This window comes from Thalassospira sp. CH_XMU1448-2 (assembly GCF_037027285.1).
Taxonomy (GTDB): Bacteria; Pseudomonadota; Alphaproteobacteria; order Rhodospirillales; family Thalassospiraceae; genus Thalassospira; species Thalassospira profundimaris_C.
Window position 1 is genome coordinate 125462 of the sequence record NZ_JAYMEA010000004.1, and the last position, 16285, is coordinate 141746.

A 16285-nucleotide genomic window follows, 5' to 3' on the forward strand; every position below is an offset into this window, starting at 1 on the left:
ATCCGGATACAAAACAGGCGGCAATCCGATTGGGTTGCCGCCTTTGTTTTTCATTGATCCTGACAACTCAGGCTTCAGCATCCTGATTGCGGGAGGATGCCTTTCGCGGAACCCGGTTGGCGACCAGATCAAGAACCCATTGCGGGGTTATTTTCAGCAAGCCGATAATCATGTTCATTTGCCAGGGAAAGGCGATCATGCCGCGATTGCGTTCCAGTCCGCGGGCGATTTTGCGTGCGGCCTTCTCGGCCTGCATGAAGAACGGCATGGGAAAGTCATTGGCGTCCGTGATGCGGCTTTTGACAAAGCCGGGGCAGATGACATTGACCTTGATCCCTGTCGGAGCCAGTGCGCCCCGCAAACCTTCGCCATAGACGCGCACAGCGGCCTTGCTGGCGCAATATGCCGGGGCAGAAGGCAAGCCACGCCAGGACGCCTGCGAGGACACCAGCGCGATCTGACCACGCCCACGGACGCGCATGGCCGCGATTGCCGGATCGATGGTGTTCAGAACACCCGCGACATTGGTCGCCAGGATATCCCTTACCTGTTCGGGGCTTTCGCCACGGCCGCCTGTCCCGGCGGATATACCGGCATTGGCGACCACGAGACTAAGTGGGGCCAGCTCGTCACAATGGGTGACATAGGCGTTCATGGTTTCGCGGTTGGTCACATCAAGAATATCGGCATAGACATTGGCACCGGCAGCACGACATTCATTTTCAACAAGCCGCAAGCGTGTTTCATCCCGACCACTGATGAACAAAGTCACCCCGGTGCGGGCAAAATGTCGGGCAAGTGCGGCGCCAATACCGGAACTGGCACCGGTAATCAGGATGGCGTGATACTGAAAGGACATGGTTGCTCGAATACAGTTCTGAAATGCGGTTTATCGAATTTTGCGGACCATGATGCAGCAATAGGGCAGCATTATGAAATACATGCAACCGATACCATATTGTTGATATCGCACAGTCTGCAAGTGTTGGCCCTTGGCGTTACCGGGGGCAAACGTTATAAACGCGCAAACATGAAATTATACTGGATGGGAATATGACCGTTTCAAGCATGACCGGCTTTGCCCGCACTGATGGTGCGGCCGATGGATTTGGCTGGACCTGGGAATTGCGCAGCGTCAATGGCAAGGGGCTTGATGTGCGTGTGCGCCTGAATGGCGGGTTCGAGCGGCTTGAAGCCAAGGTCCGTGATGCGGTGTCCCAGCGTTTCAAACGCGGCAATATGGGCGTGACGCTTAATGTTGTACGCTCGGCGGACACCGGCGCGTATAGCGTTAATCGTGAATTGCTCGCAGAGCTTGTTTCAATTGCCGAAGAATTCGACAATACCAGCAGTCTGTCTTCCGGCACGATTGCCGACCTTCTTAATGTGCGGGGTGTTCTTGAGGCGGTTGAAACGCAGGAAGATGAAGCAACCCGTGACGCACGCGATGATGCCGTGCTTGCCAGCCTTGCAGATGCGATTGAGCAGATGGCCGATCATCGTGCCGAAGAAGGACAGAAGCTTGATGCGATGCTGCGCGGGCATGTCGACAATATCGAAGAAACTGTGACGCGGGCCGAGAATTGTGCTTCCGCGCGCGGGGACGCGATCAAGGAACGCCTGAAACGTCAGATCGAAGAATTGATGGATGCCGGGAAGTTCGATCCGGAACGCCTGCATCAGGAAGCTGCCCTGCTTGCGACCAAAGCCGATATCCGCGAGGAAATTGACCGCCTCAAGGCCCACATCTCGGCTGCGCGCGACATGCTGACCAAGGGCGGTGCCATCGGGCGCAAGCTTGATTTCCTGTGTCAGGAATTCAATCGTGAAGCCAATACCTTGTGCTCCAAGGCCAATGACATCGAACTGACCACTTGCGGGATGGAGCTTAAGGTCATCATTGATCAGCTCCGCGAGCAGGTCCAGAACGTTGAATAAGCGGGCAGGGAAGGAAACACGATATGATTGATCCTCACAATCGCCGTGGCGTGATGTTGGTATTCTGTGCTCCGTCGGGTGCAGGCAAGACAACCATCACCCGTCAGCTTCTGGAAAAAGACGACAAGATTTCGCTGTCAGTTTCGGCAACCACCCGTGCCGCCAGACCGGGCGAAGAAGAAGGAAAACATTACTTCTTCAAGTCCGTCGATGATTTCAAGCACATGATTGCCGATGATGAATTGCTCGAATGGGCCGAGGTTTTTGGCAATTATTATGGCACCCCGGTTGCTCCGGTCGAAAAGGCCCTGTCAGAAGGGCATGACGTTCTGTTTGATATCGACTGGCAAGGTGCGCGCCAGCTGCGTGACAAGGGTGGAGCCGATGTCGTTTCGGTCTTTATCTTGCCACCGTCTTCTGGGGAACTTGAACGTCGCCTGCGTGATCGTGGTCAGGACGCGGATGATGTCATCATGAAACGTATGGCAAAGGCCGGCGCAGAAATCAGCCATTGGGAAGAATTCGACTATGTTCTGATCAATGATGATCTGGAACGTTGCCTCGCCGACGTGCAGCATATCATTGGTGCAGAGCGCATGAAGCGCACAAGGCAGTCCGGATTGCCGGGCTTTGTCAAAAAGCTTCTGACCGACTGAGCCGCAAACAGGAAAATGGCCGCTTTACGAAGCGGCCATTTCATCATGAGCCTGGGTCAGGCGAACAAAGTCCGCGACACTGAGTTCTTCTGCGCGGGCCGTTTCGGTAATCTCGGCCTTCGCAAGCAATTCACCGACATTGACGTTTAGCGTCTTGAGACTGGCACGTAACATCTTGCGGCGTTGACCAAACGCGGCCTGTGTGATTTTGGCAAGACTGGCCAGATTGATGTCCGTACCACGGTCCGGTTTCGGGCGCAGCTGCACCACAGCTGATGTGACTTTGGGCGGTGGTGTAAAGGCACTGCGATGGACATCAAACAATATGTCGCAGTCACAGAGATACTGGCAAAGTACGGACAGGCGGCCATAGGCCTTGCTTTTGGGACCTGCGACAACGCGTTCGGCGACTTCCTTCTGGAACATCAGGGTCAGACTGGCAAACTGATCAATTTGCATCAGCCAGCCCAGCAAAAGCTGGGTTCCGACATTATAGGGCAGGTTGGCGACAATCTTGCGCGGGGCAGGGCCAAGTTTGGTGACATCGACTTCCAGTGCATCACCATCAATGACATGTAATGCACCGGGGTAATGATTGCTGATTTGCTCCAGCACCGGTTGGCAACGCGGGTCACGTTCAATAACGGTCAGGTTCTTGGCGCCGTTAAACAGCAAGGCGCGTGTCAGACCACCAGGCCCCGGTCCGATCTCGATCACCGTCGCATCGTCAAGCGGTGCCGCAGCGCGCGCAATACGTCCGGTCAGGTTCAGGTCAAACAGGAAATTCTGACCGAATTTTTTCTGGGCAGACAGGCCATGTGTAGCAATGACTTCGCGCAGCGGCGGCAGGCCGTCATTGGCAAGTGTCCCCGATTGGGTGGTTTCTTCCGACACGTGGGTCAGGCTCCTGTCAAAAGACGTTTCTCGGCCATTTCCGCAGCCATTTTAAGGGCTGCAATCAGGCTGTCCGGGCGCGCAATACCTTGGCCGGCAATATTCAATGCCGTGCCGTGATCGGGCGATGTTCTGATAAAGGGCAATCCGAGCGTCACATTTACACCGCCATGGAAATCAAGCGTCTTGACCGGTATCAGGGCCTGATCGTGATAGGGGCACAGGGCGACGTCGTAATTCGTGCGGGCTTCTTCATGGAACATCGTGTCGGCTGGCATAGGGCCAATAACGTCCAGCCCCTTTGCCCGCAATGTTGCAATTGCGGGGGCCATGATCGTTTGTTCCTCTGTTCCCATTGTCCCGTCTTCTCCTGCATGCGGATTAAGCCCCGCAACGGCAAGGCGTGGGGTCGCGATGCCAAAATCACGCTGAAGGGCGGCAGCTGTAATCTCGCACTGCTCAATAATCAATTCCGGTGTCAGAGAGTTCATGACATCGCTTAGGGCGATATGGATGGTCAGCGGCACGACGCGAAGCTTGGAATTAGCCAGCATCATCACGGGTATTGTACCCGGTCCAGCGAGCTCGGCAAGGAACTCGGTATGACCCGGATGTTTGAAACCCGCCGCATATAGCGCACTTTTTTGAATTGGGTTGGTAACCACAGCACTCGCAGCACCATTGCGGGCGAGATCCACGGCCTTGGTGATACTTTCGATTACCACGTTCGCGGTGCTGGCCGAAGCAATACCGGTGACAGCCGGGCTTTCTACGTCAGCAATTGCAAGCACAGGTAATGCGTGATCAAAGACCGACGCGGTTTCAGCGATGTCTGAAATGACCTTAAGGGGAACGTCTTTGCTGTGTTCCCGGCAAGCATTCTCAAGAATGCCAAGCGGGGCAAGAACGCAAAAAGGTGCCAGTCCGTCATCATGACGACGCAGCCATGCCTTCAGGCTAAGCTCTGGTCCGATACCGCCAGGCTCACCGATGGTCAGGGCAATCGGCGCGATTTTGGTCATCTGGTTTCCGTCTTCGCAATGATCACATGCGGATGTCGATAAAGGCCTGTCGGCGCAATTCACGAAGCTTGCGACGGGCAAGAATGTCAAGGCGCTCCATCATCAGCCGGTTCTCGATATCCCTGCGGTCTGGCAAATTGCTTTCCTCGGTCTTGTTACAGATCATGACCAGAAGGGCTCCGCCATCAACCTGAACAATATTGGACGGTTGTCCGGGCTTGAGGTTTGTGATGGCCTGTGCGACCGGACCGGAAAGTTCGCTTGGAGAAATGCCTTTCATCTCACCGCTAAGGTCCGAGCCAAGATCAACGGCGACATTTGCCAGGGTCTGACAGCTATCCGCTGTTTCCCGGGTGTTTCTCAGCACAGCCAGCTTTGCATCAATCTGATCTTTGGGCATGTCAGCGCTCAGAGGTACGAACAACTGATAAAGATCAAGCCTGACATCTGTAACGGCGCCTTCGTCGCCAACCCGACGATCAAGCAGCTTGATGATGTAGTAGCCTCGGATCGTCTGTACCGGTGCACTGACTTTTCCCGGTTCAAGCTGGTTGACGACCTGTTGCAGGTCGCCTGAAAGCTCGCCTGCATACAACCAGCCAAGATCACCACCGGTGGCGGCACTTGCACTTGCCGAGAACTGGCGGGCAAGGGCACTGAAATCAGCTCCTTGGTTCAAAGCACCGAGAATTTCCTGGGCAGTCTGGTAAACACGTGTGCTGTCTTGCGGATTGTCGACCGGAAGAAATATCTCCTGAACGCGGTTACGCGGTTTTCCCTGATTGCTGATAATCCTTTCCAGGTTATCATCAATTTCCGCATCGGAAATTTCGATCTGACTGCGCATGGAGCCAAGCAGTTTTTGCCAGGCAACCTGTGGGCGGATCTGGTTTTCGATCGTGCCCGGTGCGATCCGGCGCTGTTCAAGGAAGGCATCAAGCTTTCCATCCGGAAGCCCGGCATTTTGCTCGATCATGGATTTACCGCGTGCGATATCAGCATCTGTAACCTCAATGCCGCGACGCTCTGCTTCCTGCATCTGCAGGGTCTCATTGATCAGCTGCTGCAGGATCTGGGGCGCGATCTCATTGCTTTTTTCAGGTGTCATCTGAATATTTGAGGACACGGCAACAAGCTTGATGCGCTCGACCAGATCAATGATCGAGATCGGGTCATCATTGACAACAGCTGCAACGCCGACAGGCGACTGGGCTTTGGCTGGTGTACCCAGAGCAAAACCCATGGACAGAACCAAAGTCGCGCAGACGTTTGCAAATTTGAAAATTGGAAGTTTGGAAATCATGTTTTCTTACAATCCGGCTGCGGAGGCGACTTCACCAAGGGTTTTGAATACCAGACGGAACAGGAATTCATCAGACTCGCCAAGATCCTGATCCTGATAGAATGTACGACGGATACGTCCATCAAAGATAAAGCATTCATCTTCATATACAAAACCGATGCCGTATTCCAGAGGGTCAGACTGATCAATGTCATAGCGGCTATAGGCCATTCCCGACCAGTAGTCAGAAAACTGCCTGTCTGCTCTGAAATAGAGCTCTTCACGTTCGTTAAATTCCTCGCTTCCGGCATCATCGGAGAAATGAATGTAAGTTGCATTGATACGCAATGTATCCAGAGATCCCGCCGTAGCTGTTACCTGATTGCGTCGGGAAGAGAGGTTCTCGTTATCTAGGCGGTAGCGATACGTGAGATCCAGATAGTTGCTAGGGGCAACTGTGACCCGGCCCACATAGTCAGACAAATGCTCATCAAGGCCGGAGCCTTTGGCAAATGTGTCGTTTTTATTTGCGCGGTAACTTTGCCCGAACATGGCGCTGGTATAACCACCATTCGGTCCATAGACTCCCCATTCGACACCGTAACTTGCTCTTAAGCCATCTTCTGCGCGGTCGATGCCACCGAAGCGGTCGTGGGAGAACAGATTAATGTCGTCAAATTCGAAAGACTGAGAATCCTCATTGGGAATTTCTCCGGGGTTTCCGCCGTTGGGGGACCAGGCAACCATGGCAATTGGTGTTATGACCTGATGATAAAGTCCCTGATCATTGACGAACGGCATCTGCCAATCAAGTGCTGCTAACGGAAGCACGCGTCCAGTGTATCCGCTGTAATTGTCTTGTCCGTTACGTTCGACATCGGAAACCATATAGCTATCACCACGAACAGATAAACTCAGTTTGGTGACATCTCCCATGGATCCAACATGAGGAAGTTCCCACCCGACTTTTGCGGACGCGCGATGAGAATTTGTACCTTCCTTACGTGTGAGTGACAGGCCATCCAGGTCAAGTGTCGTAAAACTGCCATATTTTGCCGGTTGGGTTTGCCCATGGAATTGCATGTGCGGCAGGACAACTGGTGTTGTGTCCCTGTCATCACTGGATTTCAAACCCTGAAAATAATAGCTGTCAATGCGTGTGTAGCTGGCGCCCCGGAAACCTTCTGTAAACAGGTTTGACGTCAATACCGACGGAGACTCAAAGCCATATCTGGAAAGATATGTCTTTTCACTTACTTGTTCAGCGTCAAAACCCCAGCGCCAGGTAGGATCAATGTCAAAACGCCCTTCGGCATCTATGTGCCCTTGCCAGTCATCATTGCTGTCTTGCGTGACGCTACCGAAAGCCTCCAACTCTCCTGAATCAAATCGTTGACGATACTCAGTAGCAAGCAGCGGTCCTTCATCTGCTGTATAGGTTGGTGTTAAGGTCATATCCTTGCTCTTATCAATCGCCCAGTAATAGGGTTGACTGAAATAGGAGCCAACATAGCTGGTGCTGCCAAAGGACGGAGCAAGTAGACCAGACTGACGTTTTACAGTTGGGTCAGGGTGTTCGAAATAAGGCGTGTACATGATTGGTACACCTGCTACCTCCAGCCGGGCATCCTTGTATTCTACCGTTTTGTTTTCAGCATCATGCAAAACACGTGCAGCCCTGATGCGCCATAACGGCGTGCCTGCTCGTCCATCGTCCTCCTGACAGACTTTGCAGGGGGAATAGACTGCTTTGGCGATTTCAGTGTAGTTGCCTGCACTTCGACGTGCACCGGTTCCTGCAATACGGGTGTTCTCATCAAGCAAAACATAGATATCTTTGACGATACCGTTTTTAAAGTCACCGCTAAGTTCAACATAGCTTGCAAACGTAACTTCCCCGGTTGGTTCGGTGATGCTGACATTGCCAGAGGCTGTCAGTACATCCTGACTTCGGTCGTAGTTGACGGTGTCAGCAAGAAGTATGCGACCGTCGCGTGAAATTTCGACATTGCCGCGTGCAGTCACAGTTTGCAGCTCGCGATTATAGTCGACTTCATCAGCACTAAACAGAATAGCTGGTTCCTGCTGCTCTGGTTGCTCTGAGGCTGCGCCCTGGGCATATGCGTAGTTGAGGCTGAAGTGCCCGGCCATCAAAAATACGCCACAACCCAGTATGGTGCTCGTTGCCAGTCTTTTTATCATTCCCCCCGCAATGGCCATCTGTCTAGCCATCCTCAAGATGTAGCAATGTCGAAATCCCCAGTAGCAAAGATATACCGGCAGGTGCCCAAGCGGACAATATTGGTGGAATGCCACCCGACACACCAAGTGCCGAGATGACATCTGTGCAGAAATAAAGAATGAACCCTGTCGTCACCCCACCACCGATAACAAGGGATGCCCGCCTGCGTCGAGAAAATTTAAGGCAGAAAGCCGCCGCAATGAGAACCATCGCACATAGAAGGAGAGGTCGTGATAGCAGGCTGTGGAAATGAATTCGGTGTCGGGTCGCGTTAAAGCCTGCACGCTCAAGCAAATTGATAAATGGTCTTAAATCCCAGAAAGACATGGTTTCAGGTGATGCAAAACTATCCTGAATCTTGCGCGCTGTCAGGTTGGTTGGAAGTTTCAGGTTGTTCGAGAATACGCTAGCCTTCCCCGGAGTGAATGTCCATGCATCATAAAAATGCCAGGTACCGGGCTCGAGAACTGCACGTGCAGCATCAATTCGTGTGGTGAAGTCATCAGAATTCTGGAAACGAAAAATGGTTACATTTCGCAGATCAATCTGGTCGCCTTGCTGACTGCGTACGGCCCGGGCATAAATGACGGCTTGCCCGTCCTGCGTGCCCTGACGCAGCCAAAGTCCGCTCGAAGACAGGTTCATCACATTGACGTTATTCTGCAAGTAGCGTGCTTCGAGCGTTTCATAGCGCTGTAGAAGGATCGATGACAGTGGATTAAGCGCTCCGACCTGAATGCTGCCAAGGATCAGGGCGCATAGGATCGGCGGCAATAAAAACTGCCAGGCCGAAACGCCGGCTGCACGTGTAACTACCAGTTCCTGATTGCCGGTAAGTTTCCAGAAGGAGAACATCGATCCGAACAGGACGGCAAAGGGCAGAACTTTTTCCGTCATGAAGGGAATGCGGCTGGTCGCCATTTGCAAAACGATGCCGACTGTCGCGTCCGGTTTGCCGCCAGCACGCCTTAGAAGTTCGATCGTGTCGCCAATCAGGATAAGGCCGATCAGAAGGGCCAGAATAGCGAGAACAGACAACAGAACATGCTTGCCGAAATACCATGTCAGAAGCGGTGAAATTCTCATGCTTCGGCCTCTTCTGCGGTCGCGCGTTTGGCGCGGATCTGAGGTCCGCGGAATGTCCAGTAAAGCCCCAGGATGATCGGCAGGAAAGCGTTGACATACATCAGGGGTATCAGTGCCGGGTTTTTAGCAGCAAGGTTTTTCATCGCAATACCAAGGGCCTGACAAAGCACCATTACACCGATCGCGATGAGCAACCGACCAGTCTGTCCGCGACGTGAAAAGCTGCTCGAGACCAGAACCGCAAGCGCAATGCTGGCAAAAGCAATGGCATTCAATGGCGATATCAAACGATCATGCCCTTCCGCCCGGAAAGCATCAATGTCGTTTGGATTAACATCGGGGGTCGTGGCCGTCAGGAGATTGTAGACGTCGCGCTCACGTGCTTCGCGATAACGCATTGCCGGGTCTTCCGAGCTTTGAGCGATATCGACGGCATAACGGTCGAAATACAGGATCGACATGGTGCCGTCTTCCGGGTTCACTTCCTGACGGTTGCCATCAAGGAGGACTATGCGCGGGCCATCATCTGTACGTAGCAGCGCGCCATGCTTGGCCATCATGGTTGTTTGGCGATCCGGATTGCGAGAATCATGAACCAGAATACCGAGCAATTCATTGTCACGGCCGACTTCGCGCACATAGACTGTCAGACCATCAAGTTCCGTGAAGCTGCCTTCCTGTAAAAGGACAGAAGAAAAGTCATTGCGGATCGAAAACTGCAACTCTTTGAATTGTTGATAGCTATAGGGCAGATAAAACAGCGTCAGGAAATAACAGACGGCTGTCGAAATCAACGCCACCATCAGTGCCGGTTTGGCCAACGCCCACTGGTTTAACCCGGCTGATCGCATGATAATCAGCTCGCGATCCTGAATAAGCTTGTTGTAGGTGAAGACAATCACGAAGAACAAGGAAATCGGGATGATGATCGTCAAAAAGCTTGGCAGCAACAACGAGGTTAGCTGCAAAAACACCGAGATCGACAGGCCCCGGTTCACGATCATTTCGACAAAACGCAGGCTTTGCGATAGCCAAATGACACAGAGAAGTCCCAGTGTCACAAACACCATCATAATCAGCTGCTGTTTAAGCATATATCGGGTTAAGCGATTCATCGGGCGGATTATAGAGAAGCAATCAAAAACCGAAACAGGAAATTATCGCCAAATAGGGACAAACCGTACGGAATTTCCGAATGTTGGCGTTTATGAACGCTTCGATGATGTGGGCCGATAGGTGAGGTAGAAAAGGGTGCGCCATCGTCATCTACAGAGAACAATGGCGCACGGCAATCTCGGCAAAGAGTTTGTCAAAATAGTGGCTGGGTTTCGTGCAACTCGATCGAAGTACAATTTTTAATCTGCGTTGCCATAAAGGTCGCTTCGGGAAGCAACTGGTCAAAGAAGAACTGACAACTTTTGAGTTTGGCAGCTTGGAAGCTGTCAGAAACACCGTTTTGTGACGCAACGCTCATGGCGCGTAACATCAACCATCCCGAAATACACAAAGCCGCCTGCCGAGCATATGGTGTAGCAAGCACCTGCATCATCCTGTCATCGGCACTGCACCTTTCAATGACGATGGCAGTGCTTTTTCCCAGCTCATCAAGCGCGTTCGAAAGCGTTCCTGCAGCCTGTTTGGCATCTCCGTTCGTCACATCGGCAATGGTTGCGCGCATGTCCGAGATCAGCGCGCCAAGTGCCCCTGCCTTGTCGCGCATGACCTTGCGTCCAATGAAATCAAGCGCTTGAATACCGTTGGTTCCCTCGTAAATCGGGGCTATGCGGGCGTCACGCAGATGTTGGGCTGCACCGGCTTCCTCGATAAAGCCCATGCCGCCATGCACCTGAACACCTAAAGACGCATTATCCACGCCAAGATCTGTTGACCATGCCTTGACCAGCGGGATTAGCAAATCAGCACGCGCCTGTGCGTTGGCACGTGCCTCGTCATCTTCCAGATGATGGGCAAGATCAAGCTGTGCTGCTGCATAAAGCGAAAGAGCACGTGCCGCCTCGGTCGAGGACCGCATGCGCATCAGCATACGCTGAACATCACCATGGATGATGATCGGCGCATCGTCGCCGGTTTGCGGATCGCGTCCCTGTTTGCGGTTGCGGGCATATTCAAGTGCCTGCTGGTAGGCGCGTTCTGATATGGCAACACCTTGCTGACCAACTGCCAGACGGGCATTGTTCATCATGGTGAACATATATGCCAGGCCCTTGCCTTCTTCCCCGATAAGGTAACCGGTGGCACCTCCCTGATCGCCAAATGATAAAACCGCTGTCGGGCTGGCATGAATGCCAAGCTTGTGTTCAAGCGAAACACAGGTGACATCATTGCGCGCACCGATTTCACCAGAGTCCGATACAATGAATTTCGGCACAATAAACAGCGAAATGCCCTTAACTCCGGCCGGGGCATCCGGTGTGCGGGCCAGGACAAGATGCACGATATTTTCGGTCATATCGTGGTCGCCATAGGTGATGAAAATCTTTTGTCCGGTGATTTTGTAGGTTCCGTCGCCAGTCGGCACTGCCATGCTGCGAACTTTTGAAAGATCCGACCCTGCCTGTGGTTCGGTCAGATTCATGGTGCCAGTCCATTCGCCACTGATCATGCGTGACAGATAAAGGACGCGCTGATCTTCCGAGCCATGTGCGCCAAGTGCCTCAATCGCACCGGCGGTGAGCATCGGACAAAGCGCAAAGGCCATGTTCGATGCTTGCCACATTTCGGCAACAGCGGCACCAAGAAGGATCGGAAGCCCCATGCCACCTTCGGCCTCGGGGGCGGAGATGCCCTGCCATCCGCCTTCGCAGAATTGCGCATAGGCCTCTTTCCAGCCAGATGCAGTGCGCACCGTGCCGTTTTCAAGAAGCCGGGCGCCTTCCTGATCGCCAATTCTGTTGATTGGCGCGAGAACTGAGGACGCAAACTTTCCTGCTTCTTCCAGGATGGCGTCGACAAGGTCAGGACTGGTTTCGGAAAAGGCCGGAAGGTCGGCAACCGTATCAAGGCCGATTACGTTATGAATCAAAAACCGAAAATCGGAAACTGGCGGCGTAAAATCGCTCATGAAAAAAGACGTCTCCCTGAATTGTGAGCCGCCCGCTCGGTGTAGTCGGCTTTGTGCCGACTTTGATTGTTTGGCCGCAGCATAACGCTGCAATGCACCAAGATCGAGTCTGTTTCGACCCGGTGATGAAAAAACCGTCTTCGACATTGGTTGAAGGCTGTTTGTGCTGCCCTACTGGCAAAACGCCCAAAAGCTTCCGATATGTGAGTTCAAACAAGATTGATCAGCAGTTGATCAAATTCCGTCGGGAAATCCGCGCCGAGGGGTCGCCAATCGCGAAAAGGCAGGCTAGACTTGCCGCAATCAAGTCGCATTCATATTCGATTAACGTCGAAAACAAGTGCACATGTACCATCGGGAAGAATGCGGGTTTCGATCCGGAACTGAAGTTGCAAGACAGGAGTAGGCTATTGCTGCGCAAAGGATTATTGCCAATTTTGTTTGCGGTATTGATTTCGTTTGCCGGAACGAGGTTGGTCGCCTGTGCCGGGCCTGCCTGGCCAAGTGATGAAGAACGCAAGTTTCTGGATGCCTACCGTGACAGCGTAACCGCCGGTGCGACAGACGAGCAATTTGCCCATGCAGACAAGCTTTATGTCGAGGCCCTTCAGGTTCTTTCCGAACAGTATGTCGAAAAAATCGATCGCGTTGCCTTTGTCGAAAACAGCATCGCAATGCTGGGTGATATCGAGACAGAGGATAAAACACCGGTCGGCATTGTCGGTGCGGTTCTTGATGACAGCTTGCACAATCTTGACCCCCACAGCGCCTATATGACGGACGACATGTTCCGTCGCCTGCAGGAAAGTACAGAAGGCAGCTTTGCCGGGGTCGGGATTGTCATTGCGCTTGATGATGAAAAACGCATCCGGATCGTATCGCCAATTGATGATACGCCCGCCGCGCGGGCCGGTTTGCGTCCCGATGATCGTATTACCCATATTGATGGGTATCAGATGACGGGTGAACCGATTTCCGAGGCCGTGCGCCGGATGCGCGGGCGGGTCGGGGATCCGGTTACCCTGACAATCCAGCGTGTCGAGGACAGCTTTGATGTCACCGTCAAACGCGCGCGGATCGAAGTGCCATCTGTCAGTGCCGGTATTATTGATCAGGATATCGGATATATCCGCGTATCGCGTTTTGACGCAACCACACTGGATCAGACACAGGAATATCTTGCCGAGCTTGAAGACAAGGTCGCCAATCCGCGCGGGATCATCGTCGATTTGCGACGCAATCCGGGCGGGTTGCTTGATAGCGCGGCCGATATTGCTGATCAGTTTCTGACCGACGGGCTGATCGTTGCGACCGAGGGCCGGGGAGAACGCAAATTACGCAGCTACGAAGCAGATCGGGCCGATTACTTTGAAAAGGTGCCGATGGCAATTCTGCTTGATCGCGGCTCGGCATCCGGGGCGGAGCTTATGGCGGCGGCCCTGCGTGAAAACGGACGCGGGGTGATCATCGGCGAACGTTCGTTTGGCAAGGGGTCGATGCAGCGGATCATGCCTCTGACATCGGGTGGTGGTCTTAAAATCACCACGGGATATTACACGACGCCCGAAAATCATATCGTTCAGGGCAATGGTGTGATCCCTGATATCGAAGTCAATCGTGCCGATGACGACGAATTCGAACGTGAAGTGGATCTTGCCAATGCCTTGCCATCGCGTCGTCGTGATCCGCGCCAGTCACTGGCAAAGCTTGATGCCAAAAGCTGTGAACAGGACATCGTGATTGAGCGGCTTGGCAAAAACAATCGCGAGAATCTTCAGGAAGAAATGCCAAAAGGCGATGACTCCTATCGGGATTCTGTCCTTGAATGTGCGGTCGGCTATTTCAATGATGGTCCGCTGGCATCCTATCGCAATCAGGTGGAGCCGCTGCTGCGCGCCGGTCTGTAAGGCAAGCGGGAGCCTGTGTATAAAAAAAGCGCGGCCCGAATGGGTCGCGCTTTTGTTTTTGGCTATGTCGATATGATTACCCGCGGGCAAGCAGATCAATCAGGCTTGATGTATCCCAGCGATTGCCGCCACGTTCCTGCACCTGTGCATAGAACTGATCGACAAGGGCCGTTACCGGCAGGCGTGCGCCATTGCGTTTGGATTCTTCAAGGCAAATTCCAAGGTCCTTGCGCATCCAGTCAACGGCAAAGCCGAAGTCGAATTTGTTTTGAACCATGGTGCTGCCACGGTTTTCCATCTGCCAGCTGCCTGCGGCACCCTTGGAAATCACATCAAGAACCTTTTCCATATCAAGACCGGCTTTCACACCGAAATTAACACCTTCTGAAAGGCCCTGAACCAGACCGGCGATGCAAATTTGGTTGACCATTTTGGTCAGCTGGCCAGCGCCACTTTCGCCCATCAGTTTGCAGGAACGGGCAAAGGCATCAATAACCGGGGCAGCCCGGTCAAAAGCCGCCTGATCGCCGCCGCACATGACGGTCAGAACTCCGTTCTCTGCGCCAGCCTGACCACCGGAAACCGGTGCGTCGATAAAGGAAATGCCCATTTCCTTTGCCGCGGTGTAAAGTTCGCGGGCAACGTCGGCTGACGCGGTGGTGTTGTCGATCAGAACCGCACCCTTGTCCATGCCGGCAAACATGCCGCCATCGCCCAGCATGACACTGCGCAGATCGTCATCATTGCCAACGCAGGAAAAGACGAATTCGGCCCCTTTGACCGCTTCGGCCGGGGTCGGGGCGGATGATCCGCCATATTCGGATACCCATTTTTCTGCCTTGGCTGCCGTACGGTTATAAACAGTTACGTCATGACCTGCTTTTTGCAGGTGACCGGCCATCGGGTATCCCATGACACCCAGACCGATAAATGCACATTTTGCCATTGTTTGCCTCCCAAATACTGATGGTCACCAGTAAAGGTTGCGAGGCGGGCAATGTCAATGAAGGCAAATGTTACCGCGACAATGTTTTCACGATCTGGAAGACCAGAGGCCGTGATAGCTTCTAGTCCTCGTCAAGCTCTTCGGCGACGCTATGGATGATGCGCCGGTCGTAGACCAGAATTTCTGGCCGCTTTCCGGGATAGTCGAACTGGGACAGATAAAATCGCATGGCATTGATGCGTGCGCGTTTCTTGTCGTCGGATTTGACAATGGTCCACGGGCTGTCGGTGGTTGATGTGTGGAAGAACATGTCGCGCTTGGCTTCGGTATAGGAGTCCCAAAGATTCTGGGATGCCAGATCAACCGGGCTGAGTTTCCATTGTTTCAACGGATCGTTCTTGCGCTGTTTGAACCGTTTGGCCTGTTCTTTTTTGCTGACCGAGAAATAGAATTTGGTCATGCGGATGTTCGACCGGATCAGCATTCTTTCAAGTTCAGGGACAGATTGCAGGAATTCACTGACATCAAACATGCTGCAAAAACCCATCACCCGTTCAACCATGGCCCGGTTGTACCAGGAACGGTCAAACAGCGCCATTTCGCCACCACTTGGCAGATGTTCAATGTAACGCTGGAAATACCATTGGGTCAGTTCCCGGTCGTTGGGTTTGCCAAGAGCGACAATGCGCGCACCGCGCGGGTTCAGGTGTTCGGTGAACCGTTTGATGGTGCCACCTTTTCCGGCGGCGTCACGTCCTTCGAAAATGATCAGGGATTTAAGGTTTTCGGCCTTGATCCAGTTTTGCAATTTCAGAAGTTCGATATGAAGAGGGGCGATCAGTTCAAGATATTGTTTGCCAGGCATCTTCTTGGCGCGTGCCATGGGATCAGCGCTGATATCAGGCGGGAGATCACCGTTGGGAGCCGTGATGACAAAGTCAGCCTTTGATGGTTTGTCATCGAGGCGGTCCATTGTCATGTTCTCGGCATCAAGCAAAAATCGATCCTTGGTTTCCTTGTCAAGCCCGGTAAGAGCGGCCGTCTTGTTGGCGGCAGCACGGCTTTTGCCTGTATGACGGGTTGCTGCGCGCACCGGCTCGGATTCATTTCTGTTCGAGGATGGCGTCGACTTTTGGTGGGTTTTTTTGCTCTCACTCATGTCCGGAAATCCAAAGTTCTTGATGACCACTTTGAAAAGTTTGCGGGATAAAGCAGTAACTTGCAATGAAC

13 protein-coding genes and 1 pseudogene are annotated in these 16285 nt (G+C 53.1%); 3 read left to right on the forward strand and 11 right to left on the reverse strand.

All coding sequences use genetic code 11. From position 1 onward, the window contains the following. Positions 1 to 67: 67 nt before the first annotated feature. Positions 68 to 859, reverse strand: coding sequence for an SDR family NAD(P)-dependent oxidoreductase (locus WA318_RS15690; RefSeq protein ID WP_114098357.1), 792 nt, complete (start codon positions 857 to 859; stop codon positions 68 to 70). 194 nt (positions 860 to 1053) lie between these two features. On the opposite strand from WA318_RS15690, the gene WA318_RS15695 reads away from it, so the two are divergent. Continuing rightward, positions 1054 to 1938 (forward strand): YicC/YloC family endoribonuclease, encoded by an 885-nt coding sequence (locus tag WA318_RS15695; protein WP_336082606.1) that lies wholly within the window; start codon positions 1054 to 1056, stop codon positions 1936 to 1938. Positions 1939 to 1961: 23 nt separating this feature from the next. Then, positions 1962 to 2594, forward strand: coding sequence for a guanylate kinase (gene gmk / locus WA318_RS15700; RefSeq protein WP_336082608.1), 633 nt, complete (start codon positions 1962 to 1964; stop codon positions 2592 to 2594). A 24-nt stretch (positions 2595 to 2618) separates the two neighbouring features. Here gmk and rsmA read toward each other — a convergent pair whose 3' ends face one another. The 7 genes from rsmA to WA318_RS15735 all read right to left on the reverse strand — a co-directional run bounded on the left by rsmA (position 2619) and on the right by WA318_RS15735 (position 12202). After that, a complete protein-coding gene (rsmA, locus tag WA318_RS15705) occupies positions 2619 to 3488 on the reverse strand; it encodes a 16S rRNA (adenine(1518)-N(6)/adenine(1519)-N(6))-dimethyltransferase RsmA (RefSeq protein WP_336082610.1) in 870 nt (289 codons plus the stop codon). A 5-nt stretch (positions 3489 to 3493) separates the two neighbouring features. Next, on the reverse strand, positions 3494 to 4510 hold the full coding sequence (gene pdxA / locus WA318_RS15710) for a 4-hydroxythreonine-4-phosphate dehydrogenase PdxA (protein WP_336082612.1): 1017 nt from the start codon (positions 4508 to 4510) through the stop codon (positions 3494 to 3496). A gap of 22 nt (positions 4511 to 4532) precedes the next feature. Continuing rightward, the gene (locus tag WA318_RS15715) at positions 4533 to 5813 is read right to left on the reverse strand and encodes a peptidylprolyl isomerase (RefSeq protein WP_336082615.1); all 1281 of its coding nucleotides are present in this window, start codon (positions 5811 to 5813) and stop codon (positions 4533 to 4535) included. A 6-nt stretch (positions 5814 to 5819) separates the two neighbouring features. Next, the gene (locus WA318_RS15720) at positions 5820 to 8012 is read right to left on the reverse strand and encodes an LPS-assembly protein LptD (RefSeq protein ID WP_336082617.1); all 2193 of its coding nucleotides are present in this window, start codon (positions 8010 to 8012) and stop codon (positions 5820 to 5822) included. A gap of 4 nt (positions 8013 to 8016) precedes the next feature. Then, complete coding sequence (gene lptG / locus WA318_RS15725; protein ID WP_336082620.1) at positions 8017 to 9120, reverse strand: LPS export ABC transporter permease LptG; 1104 nt, start codon at positions 9118 to 9120, stop codon at positions 8017 to 8019. Next, positions 9117 to 10235, reverse strand: coding sequence for an LPS export ABC transporter permease LptF (gene lptF / locus WA318_RS15730; protein WP_336082622.1), 1119 nt, complete (start codon positions 10233 to 10235; stop codon positions 9117 to 9119). Before lptF ends, lptG begins: the two co-directional genes overlap by 4 nt. A 194-nt stretch (positions 10236 to 10429) precedes the next feature. After that, positions 10430 to 12202 carry an acyl-CoA dehydrogenase gene (locus WA318_RS15735; protein WP_336082624.1) on the reverse strand — a complete coding sequence of 591 codons (1773 nt, stop codon included), beginning with the start codon at positions 12200 to 12202 and terminating at the stop codon, positions 10430 to 10432. A gap of 410 nt (positions 12203 to 12612) precedes the next feature. Here WA318_RS15735 and WA318_RS15740 point away from each other — a divergent pair, with 410 nt between their 5' ends. Then, a complete protein-coding gene (locus WA318_RS15740) occupies positions 12613 to 14109 on the forward strand; it encodes a S41 family peptidase (protein WP_336082626.1) in 1497 nt (498 codons plus the stop codon). Positions 14110 to 14185: 76 nt separating this feature from the next. On the opposite strand, the gene WA318_RS15745 is transcribed toward WA318_RS15740, so the two are convergent. The 3 genes and pseudogenes from WA318_RS15745 to ppk2 all read right to left on the reverse strand — a co-directional run bounded on the left by WA318_RS15745 (position 14186) and on the right by ppk2 (position 16214). Further along, positions 14186 to 14572, reverse strand: a complete 387-nt coding sequence (locus WA318_RS15745; RefSeq protein WP_258548717.1) for an NAD(P)-dependent oxidoreductase — start codon at positions 14570 to 14572, stop codon at positions 14186 to 14188. Between the two features lie 6 nt (positions 14573 to 14578). After that, a pseudogene (locus tag WA318_RS15750) lies at positions 14579 to 15058 on the reverse strand (NAD(P)-dependent oxidoreductase); the annotation flags it as partial. A 118-nt stretch (positions 15059 to 15176) separates the two neighbouring features. Then, entirely contained in the window at positions 15177 to 16214 is a 1038-nt protein-coding gene (gene ppk2 / locus WA318_RS15755; protein WP_336082628.1) for a polyphosphate kinase 2, read from the reverse strand. Between the last annotated feature and the right edge of the window lie 71 nt (positions 16215 to 16285).